At 73.0% G+C, this 14,936-nt stretch carries 12 protein-coding genes and 1 pseudogene; 2 read left to right on the plus strand and 11 right to left on the minus strand.

The annotated features are described in order from the left end of the window. Window positions 1-161: 161 nt before the first annotated feature. The 3 genes from ACWDEN_RS20405 to bldG form a co-directional block, all read right to left on the minus strand. Complete coding sequence (locus ACWDEN_RS20405; RefSeq protein WP_450859819.1) at window positions 162-2,564, minus strand: sodium-translocating pyrophosphatase; 2,403 nt, start codon at window positions 2,562-2,564, stop codon at window positions 162-164. Window positions 2,565-2,834: 270 nt separating this feature from the next. After that, complete coding sequence (locus tag ACWDEN_RS20410) at window positions 2,835-3,266, minus strand: ATP-binding protein (RefSeq protein WP_351611192.1); 432 nt, start codon at window positions 3,264-3,266, stop codon at window positions 2,835-2,837. Between the two features lie 201 nt (window positions 3,267-3,467). Then, window positions 3,468-3,809 (minus strand): anti-sigma factor antagonist BldG, encoded by a 342-nt coding sequence (gene bldG / locus ACWDEN_RS20415; RefSeq protein ID WP_010986038.1) that lies wholly within the window; start codon window positions 3,807-3,809, stop codon window positions 3,468-3,470. An 82-nt stretch (window positions 3,810-3,891) separates the two neighbouring features. On the opposite strand from bldG, the gene ACWDEN_RS20420 reads away from it, so the two are divergent. Continuing rightward, on the plus strand, window positions 3,892-6,459 hold the full coding sequence (locus ACWDEN_RS20420) for a DEAD/DEAH box helicase (RefSeq protein ID WP_450859820.1): 2,568 nt from the start codon (window positions 3,892-3,894) through the stop codon (window positions 6,457-6,459). Window positions 6,460-6,839: 380 nt separating this feature from the next. Here ACWDEN_RS20420 and ACWDEN_RS20425 read toward each other — a convergent pair. The 7 genes and pseudogenes from ACWDEN_RS20425 to ssd form a co-directional block, all read right to left on the minus strand. Further along, window positions 6,840-7,205 (minus strand): annotated as a pseudogene (locus tag ACWDEN_RS20425) (Rv3654c family TadE-like protein); the annotation flags it as partial. Continuing rightward, complete coding sequence (locus ACWDEN_RS20430) at window positions 7,202-7,540, minus strand: TadE family type IV pilus minor pilin (protein ID WP_351611188.1); 339 nt, start codon at window positions 7,538-7,540, stop codon at window positions 7,202-7,204. The gene ACWDEN_RS20430 and the pseudogene ACWDEN_RS20425, both read right to left, overlap by 4 nt. 22 nt (window positions 7,541-7,562) lie before the next feature. Beyond that, entirely contained in the window at window positions 7,563-7,763 is a 201-nt protein-coding gene (locus ACWDEN_RS20435) for a DUF4244 domain-containing protein (RefSeq protein WP_351611186.1), read from the minus strand. Window positions 7,764-7,850: 87 nt separating this feature from the next. Beyond that, window positions 7,851-8,630, minus strand: coding sequence for a type II secretion system F family protein (locus ACWDEN_RS20440; RefSeq protein WP_351611184.1), 780 nt, complete (start codon window positions 8,628-8,630; stop codon window positions 7,851-7,853). Between the two features lie 373 nt (window positions 8,631-9,003). Beyond that, the gene (locus tag ACWDEN_RS20445; RefSeq protein WP_450859883.1) at window positions 9,004-9,861 is read right to left on the minus strand and encodes a type II secretion system F family protein; all 858 of its coding nucleotides are present in this window, start codon (window positions 9,859-9,861) and stop codon (window positions 9,004-9,006) included. A 114-nt stretch (window positions 9,862-9,975) separates the two neighbouring features. Then, window positions 9,976-11,166, minus strand: coding sequence for a TadA family conjugal transfer-associated ATPase (locus tag ACWDEN_RS20450; RefSeq protein WP_351618630.1), 1,191 nt, complete (start codon window positions 11,164-11,166; stop codon window positions 9,976-9,978). Then, window positions 11,163-12,269: a septum site-determining protein Ssd gene (gene ssd / locus ACWDEN_RS20455; RefSeq protein WP_450859821.1), complete on the minus strand. Its 1,107-nt coding sequence runs from the start codon at window positions 12,267-12,269 to the stop codon at window positions 11,163-11,165. The genes ACWDEN_RS20450 and ssd overlap by 4 nt, the downstream gene beginning before the upstream one ends. Window positions 12,270-12,862: 593 nt before the next feature. On the opposite strand from ssd, the gene ACWDEN_RS20460 reads away from it, so the two are divergent. After that, window positions 12,863-13,693, plus strand: a complete 831-nt coding sequence (locus ACWDEN_RS20460; protein ID WP_351618634.1) for an HAD family hydrolase — start codon at window positions 12,863-12,865, stop codon at window positions 13,691-13,693. Window positions 13,694-14,027: 334 nt separating this feature from the next. Here ACWDEN_RS20460 and ACWDEN_RS20465 read toward each other — a convergent pair whose 3' ends face one another. Next, a complete protein-coding gene (locus tag ACWDEN_RS20465; protein ID WP_450859822.1) occupies window positions 14,028-14,852 on the minus strand; it encodes an oxidoreductase in 825 nt (274 codons plus the stop codon). Window positions 14,853-14,936: the final 84 nt, after the last annotated feature.

Below are 14,936 nucleotides of genomic sequence, written 5' to 3' on the forward strand. Positions count from 1 at the left end.
ATAAAACACTCCCCTCGTGCCCGCCCCCACACGCGCCCCGCCTCCCCCCAACGCCCCCCCCTCACCCCACCCCCCACCCCGGGCGGGGGGGGGGCGCCCCCACAACCGGGCCCCCCCCCCCGCCCGTTGAGCAGGACTTCTCGAACAGTCAGGGATTTCGGCTAGGAAACCACCGCCGTGTTCGCCGAGTTGGAGACCCGCCCGGTGCTCTCGTCGTCGCCGACGGCGATGCCGCGCCGCTTGGAGACGTACACGGCGACGACGATCACCACGAGCGCGAGGAGCGCGATCGTGATCCGCACGCCCAGGTTCTTGTCGTTGCCGTAGGAGAACTTGATGACCGCGGGCGCGATGAGCAGGGAGACCAGGTTCATGACCTTCAGCAGCGGGTTGATCGCCGGCCCGGCGGTGTCCTTGAAGGGGTCACCGACCGTGTCGCCGATCACCGTGGCCGCGTGGGCCTCACTGCCCTTGCCGCCGTGGTGGCCGTCCTCCACCAGCTTCTTGGCGTTGTCCCAGGCGCCGCCGGAGTTGGCGAGGAACACCGCCATCAGCGTGCCCGCACCGATCGCGCCGGCGAGGTAGGAGCCGAGCGAGCCGACGCCGAGCGTGAACCCGACGAAGATCGGCGCCATCACGGCGAGCAGACCTGGCGTGGCCAGCTCCCGCAGGGCGTCCTTGGTGCAGATGTCGACGACCTTGCCGTACTCGGGCTTCTCGGTGAAGTCCATGATCCCGGGCCGCTCACGGAACTGCCGCCGCACCTCGAACACCACCGAACCCGCCGAACGCGACACGGCGTTGATGGCCAGTCCGGAGAAGAGGAAGACGACCGCGGCGCCCGCGATGAGGCCGACGAGGTTGCTGGGCTGCGAGATGTCCAGGGACAGACTCATCGGCGCACCCGGCCCGGTGAGTTTCGCCCCGACGTCCTGCACGTTGGTGGTGATCGCGTCGCGGTACGACCCGAACAGCGCCGACGCGGCGAGGACAGCGGTGGCGATGGCGATGCCCTTGGTGATGGCCTTGGTGGTGTTGCCGACCGCGTCCAGGTTGGTGAGCACCTGTGCGCCCGCGCCCTCGACGTCGCCGGACATCTCGGCGATGCCCTGCGCGTTGTCGGAGACCGGCCCGAAGGTGTCCATGGCGACGATCACGCCGACCGTGGTGAGCAGGCCGGTGCCGGCCAGCGCGACCGCGAACAGCGCGAGCATGATCGACGTACCGCCGAGCAGGAACGCGCCGTACACGCCGAGCCCGATGAGCAGCGCGGTGTAGACGGCGGATTCCAGGCCGACCGAGATGCCGGACAGGACGACGGTGGCCGGTCCGGTGAGGGAGGTCTTGCCGATGTCCCGGACCGGGCGGCGGTTGGTCTCGGTGAAGTAGCCGGTCAACTGCTGGATGACGGCGGCCAGCAGGATGCCGATCGCCACCGCGACCAGGGCGAGGATCCGCGGATCGCCGTCCTTGCCCCTGATCGCCGCGTCCGTCACGCCGTGCAGAGCGGAGTACTTCGAGGGCAGGTAGACGAAGACCGCGACCGCGACCAGGGCGAGCGAGATCACCGCGGAGATGAAGAAACCGCGGTTGATCGCCGTCATGCCGCTGCGGTCGGCGCGCCGCGGGGCGACCGCGAAGATGCCGATCATCGCGGTGATGACGCCGATCGCGGGCACGAGCAACGGGAAGGCGAGTCCCGAGTTGCCGAAGGCGACCTTGCCGAGGATCAGGGCGGCCACCAGGGTCACGGCGTACGACTCGAAGAGGTCGGCCGCCATGCCCGCGCAGTCGCCGACGTTGTCGCCCACGTTGTCGGCGATGGTCGCGGCATTGCGCGGATCGTCCTCCGGAATGCCCTGTTCGACCTTGCCGACCAGGTCGGCGCCGACGTCGGCGGCCTTGGTGAAGATGCCGCCGCCCACACGCATGAACATCGCGATCAGGGCGGCACCGAGGCCGAAGCCCTCCAGCACCTTCGGCGCATCGGCCGCGTACACCAGCACCACGCAGGAGGCGCCCAGCAGGCCGAGCCCCACCGTGAACATGCCGACGACGCCGCCCGTGCGAAATGCGATCTTCATCGCGGTGTGCGAGACGGTGGTGAGATCCTTTTGCGGTTCGCCCGGTCCCGGGGTGGCTTCCCGGGCCGCCGCGGCGACCCGTACGTTGCTGCGCACGGCGAGCCACATGCCGATATAGCCGGTGGCCGCCGAGAACGCCGCACCGATCAGGAAGAACACCGATCGTCCGGCACGCTGATTCCAGTCGTCCGCGGGCAGGAGCATGAGCAGGAAGAAGACGACCACGGCGAATGCGCCGAGCGTGCGCAACTGCCGGGCGAGGTACGCCTTCGCGCCTTCCTGGACCGCCTCGGCGATCCGCTTCATGCTGTCGGTGCCCTCGCCCGCGGCCAGCACCTGACGCACCAGGATCCCCGCGACCACCAGTGCGGCGAGCGCGACCGCCGCGATGACGGCCACGATGATCCGGTTGTCGCCGGTCAGAACTGCGGCTGCGAGGGATGTGGGATGACCCGATTGAGGGGTAGAAAGCCCCGCCATTCGTCCTCCTTGACGCTTGGGCTGAGCTCAAGATGTGGGGATTCTAGGTACCTCAGTGTGATCTAAACAGGGCGCGGTAAACGGAATTCGCCTCCGCCGACCCATCAGTAAATGATCGAGATCCCACCCGACCACCCGAATGGAGTAATGCCTCCGAGGCATTTTTAATGATCGTGAATTTATTCACGAATTCGGGATGTGCGCCTTGCGCTGGAAAAACACCGAGGGCCCTGCTCGGCAGGGCCCTCGTGAGGTGGTGCGGCGCGGCGTTCAGACCAGCGCCGTGGCCGGCGGTGTGGTCGGCCAGGTCATGCGGATCAGGCCGCCGTCGTGTCCGGTGGTGACCTGGACGTCGTCGACGAGGCCGCTGATGACCGCGAGGCCCATCTCGTCCTCCTCGACCTCCGCCTCGCCATCCTGCGCGGCGCCGGGCGTGTCGCCCGGGGCGGCGTGCGGCGCCTCGTCGCCGACTTCGATGGAGAACTGTTTCTCCTCTTCGATCAGCGCCACCTTCACGGGCGCGCTGATGCCGCTGCTCTGGTGCAGTCCGACGGCGCGGGAGCAGGCCTCGCCGACGGCGAGCCGGAGCTCGTCGAGGACGGCCTCGTCCACTCCGGCCCTGCGTGCCACCGCGGCCGCCACCAACCGGGCGGTCCGGACGTGCTCGGGCAGCGCGCTGAAGCGGAGTTCGACGGTGGCCATGCATCCCCCTCGCGACTACGGGCGTGCGGTCGGGGGCAGGGCCGCCGGGAGCCCGCACCCCTGATGTGCTTCTGTGCCCCGGGCCGCTTCAGGGCCCGGGACGGAACCGGTCGACGCCCCGGCCGCCGGCGCGGCGGACCGGACGCCATCGGCCGGCGTCCGGGCTCCGAAGGGAGCCCGGCGCCGGTCACCGCTCCAGGGTCAGTCGGTGGCCGCCACCGCTTCCTCGACCGAGGTGTGGATCGGGAACACCTTGGTGAGGCCGGTGATACGGAAGATCTTGAGAATGCGCTCCTGGTTGCAGACCAGGCGCAGCGAGCCCTCGTGGGCACGCACTCGCTTCAGGCCGCCGACCAGCACGCCGAGTCCGGTGGAGTCGAGGAAATCCACGCCCTCCATGTCGACGACGAGGTGGAAATTCCCGTCGTTCACCAGCTCGACCAGCTGCTCGCGCAGCTTGGGCGCGGTGTATACATCGATTTCGCCACCGACCTCGACGACCGTACGATCGCCGACGGTACGGGTCGACAGGGACAGGTCCACGGATCCTCCAGCACCTTGCTATCGAGCGGTCGCCCTTAAGGACACCTCGGCTTGCGGCCCCAGGGACGCAACGCCAGCCGCGATGGCATTCAATCACTTACCGGCAGGTGTGCACGACGCCTTGACTCCATTGTCCGTCACGCCAGTGACACACTCGGTGCCGATGGCCAAGAATCACCGATCCGATCGATCCCCGGCGGACCCGGCGTCCCGCCCGTCTCCGGGCGCGGTTCTGGACCGGCTCGCCTCCGGGCCGAGCCGGGCTGCGCGCATCACTCATACGGAGCACTTGCCCCCGCGCGCGGGCCGCCATGCCGTCTGGCCTGACCGAATCCGGTCCGAGGTGATCGCGGCCGTCCAGGCGTGCGGCATCGAACACCCCTGGGCGCACCAGGCGCTGGCCGCCGAGCACGCCCTGGACGGTGACTCGGTGGTCGTCGCCACCGGCACCGCCTCCGGAAAGTCCCTCGCGTACCTCGTGCCCGTCCTGTCCACCCTCCTGGACGGCTCCGAGGCTCCGAACGGCCGAGGCGCCACCGCCCTGTACCTCGCGCCCACCAAAGCGCTCGCGGCGGATCAGTGCCGTTCGGTGAAGGAACTTTCACAACCGCTCGGCACCTCGGTGCGCCCGGCCGTGTACGACGGCGACACCCCGTTCGAGGAACGGGAGTGGATCCGCCAGTACGCCAACTACGTCCTCACCAACCCCGACATGCTGCACCGCGGGATACTCCCCTCCCACCCGCGCTGGTCCTCCTTCCTGAAGGCCCTCAAGTACGTCGTCATCGACGAGTGCCACACCTACCGGGGCGTCTTCGGCTCACACGTCGCCCAGGTGCTGCGTCGGCTGCGCCGCCTGTGCGCCCGCTACGGCGCCTCGCCCGTCTTCCTGCTGGCCTCGGCGACCGCCGCCGAGCCCGCCGTGGCCGCCCGCCGGCTGACCGGCCTGCCGGTGCTCGAGGTCGCCGACGACGCCTCCCCGCGCGGGGAGCTGGTCTTCGCCCTGTGGGAGCCCCCGCTCACCGAGCTGCACGGCGAGAAGGGCGCGCCCGTACGGCGTACCGCCACCGCCGAGACCGCCGATCTGCTGACCGACCTCACCGTGCAGGGCGTGCGCTCGGTGGCCTTCGTACGGTCCCGGCGCGGCGCCGAGCTGATCTCGGTGATCGCCCAGGAGAAACTGGCCGAGGTCGACCGCGCCCTGGTCCGGCGGGTCGCGGCCTACCGCGGCGGCTACCTCCCCGAGGAGCGCCGCGCCCTGGAACGCGCCCTGCACTCCGGTGAACTCCTCGGCCTCGCCGCCACGACGGCCCTGGAACTCGGCGTGGACGTCTCCGGCCTGGACGCGGTGGTCATCGCCGGCTACCCGGGCACGCGCGCCTCCCTGTGGCAGCAGGCGGGCCGCGCGGGCCGCTCCGGACAGGGCGCGCTCGCCGTGCTGGTGGCCCGCGACGACCCGCTGGACACCTTCCTGGTCCACCACCCCGAGGCCCTGTTCGCCCAGCCGGTGGAGTCCACCGTCCTCGACCCGGACAACCCCTACGTCCTCGCCCCGCACCTGTGCGCCGCCGCCGCGGAACTCCCGCTGACCGAGGAGGACCTGGACCTCTTCGGCCCTGCCTGTGCGGACGTGCTGCCGCAGCTGGAGGCCGCGAAGCTGCTGCGCCGGCGGACGAAGGCCTGGCACTGGACACGCCGGGAGCGGGCCGCCGACCTGACCGACATCCGCGGCGCGGGCGGGCGCCCGGTGCAGGTCGTGGAGTCCGGCACCGGTCGCCTGCTCGGCACGGTCGACGCGGGCGCCGCGCACTCCACGGTCCACGAGGGCGCGGTCCACCTCCACCAGGGCCGCACCTACCTGGTCCGCCGGCTGGACCTGGAGGACTCGGTCGCCCTGGTCGAGCAGGCCGATCCGCCGTACTCCACGGTCGCCCGCGACACCACGTCGATCTCCGTCCTGGAGACGGACACCGAGATCCCGTGGGGCGCGGGCCGCCTGTGCTACGGCTCGGTCGAGGTCACCAACCAGGTGGTCTCCTACCTGCGCAGACGCCTCATGACCGGCGAAGTGCTCGGTGAGACCAGACTCGACCTCCCTCCTCGTACGCTGCGCACGCGCGCGGTGTGGTGGACGGTCACCGAGGACCAGCTGGACGAGGCCCGGATCACCCCGGAGATCCTCGGCGGCTCCCTGCACGCCGCCGAGCACGCCTCCATCGGCCTGCTCCCCCTCTTCGCGACCTGCGACCGCTGGGACATCGGGGGCGTCTCGGTCCCGCTGCACCCGGACACCCTGCTGCCGACGGTCTTCGTGTACGACGGCCACCCCGGCGGCGCGGGCTTCGCCGAGCGCGCCTTCCACACCGCCCGCACCTGGCTCACCGCAACCCGCGAGGCCATCGCCTCCTGCGAGTGCGAGGCCGGCTGCCCGTCCTGCATCCAGTCCCCCAAGTGCGGCAACGGCAACGACCCACTGCACAAGAGGGGGGCGGTACGGCTCCTCACGGTGCTGTTGCGGGGGGCACCGGAGGAGAAGCCGGCGGAGCAGCCGACGGGCGTGTCGGCTGTTCGGGAACAGCCGGCGGAGGGGCTGGCTCCGGCGGAGCAGCCGACGGAGGAGCCTGCTCCGGGGCCGGCACCGCGGGGTTGAGCGCGTGCGGCGCGGGGCTCTCCGGCACGAGGGGTCCGCGATGGGTGCGGGCTCCAGCGCGGGGGCTTTCCGGCGCTGGGTCTCCCGGCGCGGGGCCTCCCGGCGCGAGGACTTTCCGACGCTGGGGCTCCCGGCGCGGGGCCTCCCGGCGAGGGAGCCCGGCACGGGGCTCCGGGCACGGCTCACCTCACGGTGCCGCTTCGAGCCCCGCTCCTCCCGGTACTGCGGCTTCCAGCCCCCGTCCTCGCCCGTACGGCGGCTTCCGGCACCGGTCCTCCCCGTACGACGGCTTCCGGCACCGGTCCTCCAGGTACAGGGTCTTCCGGTGCCGGTGCACCGGACGCAGGGGATTTCCCGCGCTGAACCTTCGGCACTGATCCGCTCGGCACCGGTCCCGCCGGCCCCGCTCTGGCCCTGGCCTCCGCCGCGAACGGCCCTCTTCCCGAGGCCGCCGTCACGTCCGAGGTCTCGCCGACGACCGTGCACCGGACCAGCCGTACCCCCTGGGCCGCCGCCACCCGCTCGGCCCGCGCGCAGGCCGCCGCGCCGCCCTGCTCCCAGTGGGCCGCCGCCGCGAGCGCCGCCAGATCCGCGCCGCCGGCCGCCCGGTGCCGGACGACGACGGCCTGCCCCAGCGCGAGCACGGCGCCGAACACCGCGCACAGCACGGCCATCGCCCCCAGACTCCACACGGTGGCGGACCCCCGGTCCGAGTGGTGCCGTTCCCTCGCCCCACAGCCCCTCACTGCTCCGCCTCCCCGGTCGCCGCGGTCTCCTCGGCCGGTGCGACGGCCTGCTCCCGCAGCTCGAACGGCAGTCCGCTCAGCACCGGCGGTCTGGCCACCACCGTCACCCGTACCTGGTCGCCCTCGCGACCGACCGTCACCCGGGCGCCGCGCGGCGCGGCCTGCCGGGTCACCGTCACCACGGCGTCGGCCGGGTCCTGACGGGCGGCGGCCCGGGCGCCGATGCGGGCGGCGTCCACGCACTGGATCTGTGCGGCCACCACGAGCAGCCCCCAGACCAGTGCCATCGTGAACGCCACCAGCACGCACAGCACCACGGCCGCCTCCGCGGTCACGAACCCCCGGTCGGCTCCTCGCTCACATCCGCGCACTGAGGGCCTTCTTCACGATGTCCTGCAGCTCCGCCCGGACCTGGCCGCTGGTGACGACTTCGTAGAGCAGCAACGCGAAACCGACGGCCGCGATGATGCCCATCGCGTACTCGGACGTCACCATTCCGGCGTCCCCGCGGCCCTTCCGCCGCAGCCGTACCGTCGCTTCCTTGGTCTTCCTGTGCATTCCAGCCCCCTTGGGATTCAGGTCTTTCGTGGTTCTCCGCGATTGCTCGGCTCGGTGGCCGCCTGGGCTCGTTCGCTCTCGTACGCCTCACCTGCCTCCCATCACGCCGCCCGCGAGTCCGATCACGACGGGCAGGACGCCCACCGCGATGAAGGCGGGCAGGAAGCACAGGCCCACCGGGGCGGAGATCAGTACGGCCGCGCGCCGGGCCCGGGCCGTGGCGGTGCGGGCCCACTGTGCGCGTGCGTCGGAGGCGAGGCGGGCGGCCGGACCGGCCGCCGGGAGCCCGGACTCGTCGGCCCGCTCCAGCAGCCGCGCCAGCGCTGCGGCACCTGGCAGCTCGGCCAACCGCCGCCAGGCCTGAGCCGGTTCACCGCCGAGCCGCACCTCGGCCGCACCCCGCGCCAGCGCCTCCCCGACCGGCCCGTCGAGCGCCTCCCCCACCGCCTGTGCGGCGATCACCGGTGCGGCTCCGGCCGCGACACAGGCGGCCAGCAGATCGGCGGCCAGCGGGAGTTGGCGTGTGGCGGCGGCCGTGTCGACGGGCTCCGCCCGGCCGGCGGCCGCCTCCCGGCTCCGCCACCACCACAGCACGACTCCGGCGCCCAGCCCCAGCACGGCGCCGGTCACACCGCCGACCAGGACCCAGGCACCGCACATCGCCCCCGCCAACGGCAGCCACCGCCGCGCTACGCCCGCCGACGCGAACCGCCGCCTGGGCACCGGCACTTCGAGACCGAGCAGCTCGGTCACCCGTCGCCGTGCCCGACGCCTCCTGCGGACCAGCTCCAACCGCCGAACCGCCCAGCCGAGGACCAGCACAGCACCCCCGGCCGCCCCCAGCCTGTGGACAACTTCCCCGCTCATACCGCCCGCTCTCCCCACACGTCCCAGCCGACCCGCCCCGTCACGCACCTCGTCCCGCACACGCCGCTCCGCTCCCCCGCTGACCGCTCCCGCTCCACACGCCCTTGACAGCACGCTTCCTCGCACGCTCCCGCCCGCCTGTCCCGCCACGTCGCCCGGTACGGGACGCCCCCATTGCCCACGCCTTGGCCCGCGCATACCGCCCCGGCCGCCAGGCCCCGCACCCCCCGACTCCCCACCACCGCGCCACACCTGCCGGCCCGCCACCAGTTCCCGGACGTCCCGGCCCACGCACCGCAGTTCGCTCCCCACCCCGGATGCCCTGGCCGGCGCATCCCTCGCGCGCCCGCCCCGAAGACCACCGCGTGCCCCCTCACCCCGCTCCCGCTCCCGCTCCCGCTCCCCGCACGATCCGCACGGCCCACCACATCCCGGCCACCTCGAAGGCGGACCCGATCGCCAGGCAACCGAGGCCGGCGCCCGTGTGGAGCAGGACGTGGAGCGGGGCCGCGCCCATGGCGGAGCCGAGGAGCAGGCCGAGCGCGGGGAGCACGGCGAGCAGCACCGTGGTCGCCCGGGCACCCGCCAACTGGGCGCGCAGATCGGCACGCTGGTCCCGCTCGGCGCGCAGGGCCGCCTCCAGCCGGTCCAGGCCCGCCGCGAGCCCGGCGCCCCGGTCCACGGCCACCCGCCAGCACGCGGCGAGCCCGAGCAGCCCCTCGGCGCCCGGCTGCCGGGCCGCCGCGGTGAGCGCGCCGGGCACGTCACCGCCGAACCGCGCCGCCGCGACCACGGCCGCCTGCGCCTCGGCGAGTCCGCCGGAGTCCCGCGCCGCACGCAACAGCGCCTCGCCCGGCTGCCGTCCGGCGCGCACCTCCCCGGCGAGCGCCCCGCACAGGGCGATCACCGCGTCCGCCCGCCCCTCCCGGACCTGCCGGGCCTGCCGGGCCAGCCGCACCCGGCGCAGCACCGGCACCCCGGCCGCCCCCGCGACGACCGGAATCACCGAGGCCCCCAGCAGCCCCAGCAGCAGGCCGGCCGCCGGCGCCCACCACTCGACTCCCAACCGTCCGCGCAGCCTTCGCAGTTCCGTTAGGGCCCGGTCCCAGGAGGGTGGGCCGCTCGTCACCGCTCCGCCGCCCGCGAGCAGCAGTCGCGCCCGCCGCATTCCGTAGTGCCGCCCGCTCAGCAGCCAGGCCAGCGCGCCGAGACAGATCAGCGCCGCGCCCATGGACGTCTCACCGATCCCGCCGATCACTTCCGTCACCTCTCTCACTCGCCCTCTCGGTTGCTCTCTCAGTTGCCTTCTCAGTTGCTCTCTCGGTCGCTCTCTCGCCGGTCTGTCTCACTGAGCCTCGAACTCGTCATCCGCACCGAGCAGTTGGCGCAGCCGCTCCCAGCCCCGCTCCCGTACGAAGGCCCGCTCGCCCCGGCGCAGCGCCGGCACCGTCCGGACCAGCCCCGTGGCGTCCCGCTCCAGCACGTGCACCTCGGCGATCCGGCGCCGCCCGGACCGGTCCCGTACGAGGTGCAGGACCACGGAGAGCGCGGCCGCGAGCTGGCTGTGCAGCGCGGCCCGGTCGAGCCCGGCGGCCGTGGCCAAGGCCTCCAGGCGGGCGGGGACGTCTCCGGCGGCGTTGGCATGGACGGTGCAACAGCCGCCCTCATGGCCCGTGTTGAGGGCTGCGAGCAGGTGCACGACCTCGGGTCCGCGGACCTCTCCGACGACCAGCCGGTCGGGCCGCATCCGCAGCGCCTGCCGGACGAGGTCCTCCAGGGTGACCAGGCCCGCGCCCTCCTGGTTGGCGGGCCGGGTCTCCAGCCGGACGACATGCGGGTGGTCCGGGCGCAGTTCGGCCGAGTCCTCGGCGAGCACGATCCGCTCACCCGCCCCGACCAGCCCCAGCAGGGCGCTGAGCAGGGTCGTCTTGCCGCTTCCGGTGCCGCCGCTGACGAGGAAGGACAGCCGGGCCGTGAGCAGCGCCCGCAGGATGCGGTCGCCGCCGGGCGGCACCGTGCCTGCCTCGACCAGTTCCTCCAGCGTGAACGCCCGGGGCCGTACGACCCGCAGGGCCAGGCAGGTGCAGCCGACGGCGACCGGCGGCAGCACCGCGTGCAGGCGGGTGCCGTCGGGCAGCCGCGCGTCCGCCCACGGCCGGGCGTCGTCCAGCCGGCGTCCGGCCACCGCGGCCAGTCGCTGCGCGAGGCGTCGTACGGCCGCCGCGTCGGGGAAGGTCACCGGGGTCAGCTCCAGGCCGCCGCCGCGGTCGACCCACACCCGGTCGGGAGCGGACACCAGGACGTCGGTGACGTCCGGGTCGGCGAGCAGCGGCTCCAGGGGGCCGGTGCCGACGAGTTCGGACCTCAGCTGCCGGGCCGCGCCGAGGACTTCGGCGTCGCCGAGCACCCGGCCCTGTTCGCGCAGGGCCTGGGCCACGCGCGCGGGGGTGGGTTCCGCGCCGCTCTCGGCCAGCCGGCGCCGGACGCCGTCGAGCAGGGCCGCGCCGTCCGCGCGGTCGAGTCCGGGGAGGGTCATCGGCTGCCTCCGGCCTCGGCCAGCGCGCGCTCCCAGAAGTTCGTACAGAAGCGGGCGAGCGGGCCGCGTCCGGTCGCGCCAGGGGGTTTCGCGCCGCCCCGCGGGCCCAGCAGCGGCGGGTCGACCGGTACCTCGCCGGCCAGCGGCAGGCCGAGCAACCGAGCCACCTCCTGGTCGTCCAGGCCCGGCGCGTACGGCCCGCGTACCACCACGCGCAGGTCGCGGACGACCATGCCGACGGCGGAGGCGACCCGACCGGCGGCCGCGACCGCACGCAGTTCGGCGGGGACGACAAGCAGTGCCAGGTCGAGCTGGGCGAGGACTTCGGCGACCCCGTCGTCGAGGCGGCGGGGCAGGTCCACCACGACCGTGCCACCGCGTCGGCGGGCCGCGGCGAGGACCGCGCGCACCGCCTGCGGCGGGACGGCGACGCAGTCCCCGCGGTCCCAGCTCAGCACGCGCAGGGAGTGCAGTTCGGGCAGCGACTCCTCCAGGGCGCCGCCGCCGACGCGGCCGCGCGAGGCGGCGAAGGCGGGCCAGCGCAGTCCGTCGACGCTCTCGCCGCCGAGGAGTACGTCGAGTCCGCCGCCGAGCGGATCGGCGTCCACGAGGAGGGTGCGCAGTCCCTCGCGCGCGGAGGTGACGGCGAGCGCGCACGCGAGCGTGGAGGCGCCGGCCCCGCCCCGGCCGCCGATCACCCCGACGGTGAGGGCCGGGCGGCCGACTCCCTCGGCGACGTCGGCGATGCGGTCGACCAGCCACTGCTCGCCGTCGGGAAGCATCAGGACGTGGTCGGCACCGATCTCCACGGCGCGTTTCCACACCCCCGGGTCGTCCTGGTCACGGCCGACCAGCACCACTCCGCGCCGGCGCGTGGCCCCGCCGACCCGGCGGACGGCGTCGTCGCCGACCAGCACCAGCGGGGCCAGCTCCCAGCCGTCGCCGTGTTCGGGGACGCCGTGGTGGACCTCGGGTGTGGCGCCGGCGGCCGCGCACAGGCGCAGCAGGTCGTCCAGGAGTTCGGCGTCCTCGGTGACGATGAGCGGCCTGCCCGGCCGGTCCGGGGAGCCGGGCGGCGGGTCGTGGGTGACGGCTGCGGTCACGGGTGTTCCCCCTTCGCTGCGTGGGCCGCGCAGCCCCTGCGGCCACGCGATTCCCAAAGGTGTGAAGAACCGGCAAGCGGCCCCCCATATGCACGGCCGACAGAAACCGGCCATAGGCGCTCCGGCAATCGGAACCGGCCATGAACTCGCCGTGGCCGAGCGCGCTGGAATCACGGTGCAGCGGTCCGCGAAATCATGTGGATCTTGGTCGAAAACTGTGGACAAGTCAGGGGCTGTGAATATCGCCGTCACCCATACCGGTGACCTCTGTACCGATCCCTGTGCGACTTCCACAGAGCAGCGCGGCGATTACCCGGAGTAACGGATCACGGGCGGGCCGAAGCGGCGGCCGTGGCGGTGCCGTACCGACCCCGCGGTCGCGTGAACAATGAGGAGGAGGGTAGAAAACCCATCCGGACATGCGACGACCCCCGCCGGGGGGGAGAGCGGGGGTCGTCCCCACGGCCGACTCGGGGGGGGAGGAGTCGGACCGGGTTAGCACGGTCGCGAACGATCCGTGACTTCCATGGTGTACCCGAGAGCCCTCTCAGGCAAACCCACACGCCCCACCTTACGCCGAATGGTGGGCGCCTATGCTCAGGGGCGTGGAAAACCACTCCTTGCCCCGCGCGGCAGCCTTCTTTGACCTGGACAAGACGGTCATTGCGAAGTCGAGCACGCTCACCTTCAGCAAGTCCTTCTACCAAGGCGGGCTGATCAACCGCAGGGCCGCACTGCGCACCGCATATGCCCAGTTCGTCTTCCTGGCCGGCGGCCTGGATCACGACCAGATGGAGCGCATGCGCGAGTATCTGTCCACCCTGTGCCGCGGCTGGAACGTGCAGCAGGTGCGGGAGATCGTCGCCGAGACCCTGCACGACCTGATCGATCCGATCATCTACGACGAGGCCGCCTCCCTCATCGAGGAGCACCACACGGCCGGCCGGGACGTGGTGATCGTGTCGACCTCGGGCGCCGAGGTGGTCGAGCCCGTCGGCGAACTGCTCGGCGCCGACCGGGTGGTGGCCACCCGCATGGTCGTCGGCGAGGACGGCTGCTTCACCGGGGAGGTGGAGTACTACGCCTACGGCCCGACCAAGGCCGAGGCGATCCGGGAGCTGGCCGCGTCCGAGGGCTACGACCTCGACCGCTGCTACGCCTACAGCGACTCGGTGACCGATCTGCCCATGCTCCAGGCGGTCGGATACCCGCACGCGGTGAACCCGGACCGTGCCCTGCGTCGCGAGGCACTCGCGCGCGGGTGGCCGGTTCTGGAGTTCCGCCGGCCGGTCCCGCTGAAGAAGCGGCTGCCCTCGTTCTCCGTCCCGCCCCGCCCGGCGCTGGTCGCGGCGGCGGCCATAGGAGCGGCGGCCGCGACCGCCGGCCTCGTCTGGTACACCAGCCGGCGCCGGAGCACCGCCTGACCCGCGCCCGTTTCACTCCCGTTTGATACGGAAAGTAAAGAACCACAGGCAGGGGTTCCGCTTCCTCCCGGCTCGCGGTACAAAGACCTTAGGCCCGCGAGACCACAGGACATCCGAGAGGATCACCTACCACTACGCAGTTGGCCCACGGACCTCGCATGAACACCGGGCACCCACGCGACGTCGACCCGTCGATTACGGGCCAGCAGCACCAGGTGACGGGCAAAGTCCCCGACCTGATGGGCACATATCGAGGACGCTTGGTAACCCGGTGAGCATGCCAGCGGCGGTACGAGACGACTCGTACCGCCGCAACCGTTTCAGGGACCGCTTCTCAGGCCGCTCCGCGCTGCAGCGCCTCGCACACCGCCGTCGACTCGCGCGCACCCAGTTCGATCGCCCGGCCGCAGTGCGCGATCCAGGCCGCCATGCCCTCGGGGGTGCCGGAGACGTATCCGTCCAGCGCCGCCAGATAGGAGGCGCGGCCCAGTTCGGCGTGGCCGACCTCGGCCGGGCAGATCGCCTTCGGGTCCAGGCCGCTGCCGATCAGCACGATCCGCTCGGCCGCGCGCGCGACCAGTCCGTTGTGGGACGCGAAGGGCCGTAGCGCGAGCAGCTCGCCGTGCACCACGGCGGCCGTGACCAGCGCGGGCGCGGACGACCCGGCGATGATCAGGTCCGCGAGCCCCTCCAGTCGGCCGGAGACCTCCGCCGCGTCCGGCAGCGGCAGCTCGAGCAGCGGTTCGTCCACCGTCTCGCCGGCCTGGCGCGGCCTGCCGACCTCGTCGTCGTTGCTCGCCGCGGCCACCAGGTGCAGCCGGGCCAGCACCCTGAGAGGCGACTGCCGCCAGATGGACAGCAGCTGCCCCGCCTCCGCCGACAGCCTGAGGGCCGCGCCCATGACGCGCGCCTCGGCATCGCCGCCGAAGTCGGTACGCCGCCGTACCTCCTCCAGGGCCCAGTCGGCCCCGGACAGCGCCGCGGAGCCGCGGGCAGCGCGCAGGGCCGCCTCGGAGGTGATCTCGGCGCTGCGGCGCCGCATGACCCGGTGCCCGTAGACCCGGTCCACGGCCTTGCGCACGGATTCCACGGAGTCGGCCACGCCGGGCAGCGAGCCCAGGGCCGCGAGCGGGTCGGCGTTCGCGCCTGTCGTACTCATGAGTACGACACTACGCACCCCGTCGGCCGACCCCTCGAAGGAGTGGTCTTCTTCACTTCCGCCTGACACGTACAGCTATCGACC

The sequence above is a fragment of the Streptomyces sp. NPDC001153 genome, from assembly GCF_053598315.1.

Excerpts from the sequence above, each read along its gene's own strand:
- ACWDEN_RS20405 (WP_450859819.1), bottom strand. The coding sequence starts at position 2,564 with ATGGCGGGGCTTTCTACCCCTCAATCGGGTCATCCCACATCCCTCGCA.
- ACWDEN_RS20410 (WP_351611192.1), bottom strand. The coding sequence starts at position 3,266 with ATGGCCACCGTCGAACTCCGCTTCAGCGCGCTGCCCGAGCACGTCCGG.
- ACWDEN_RS20420 (WP_450859820.1), top strand. The coding sequence starts at position 3,892 with ATGGCATTCAATCACTTACCGGCAGGTGTGCACGACGCCTTGACTCCA.
- ACWDEN_RS20435 (WP_351611186.1), bottom strand. The coding sequence starts at position 7,763 with ATGCACAGGAAGACCAAGGAAGCGACGGTACGGCTGCGGCGGAAGGGC.
- ACWDEN_RS20440 (WP_351611184.1), bottom strand. The coding sequence starts at position 8,630 with ATGAGCGGGGAAGTTGTCCACAGGCTGGGGGCGGCCGGGGGTGCTGTG.
- ACWDEN_RS20445 (WP_450859883.1), bottom strand. The coding sequence starts at position 9,861 with ATGGGCGCGGCGCTGATCTGTCTCGGCGCGCTGGCCTGGCTGCTGAGC.
- ACWDEN_RS20450 (WP_351618630.1), bottom strand. The coding sequence starts at position 11,166 with ATGACCCTCCCCGGACTCGACCGCGCGGACGGCGCGGCCCTGCTCGAC.
- ACWDEN_RS20460 (WP_351618634.1), top strand. The coding sequence starts at position 12,863 with ATGCTCAGGGGCGTGGAAAACCACTCCTTGCCCCGCGCGGCAGCCTTC.
- ACWDEN_RS20465 (WP_450859822.1), bottom strand. The coding sequence starts at position 14,852 with ATGAGTACGACAGGCGCGAACGCCGACCCGCTCGCGGCCCTGGGCTCG.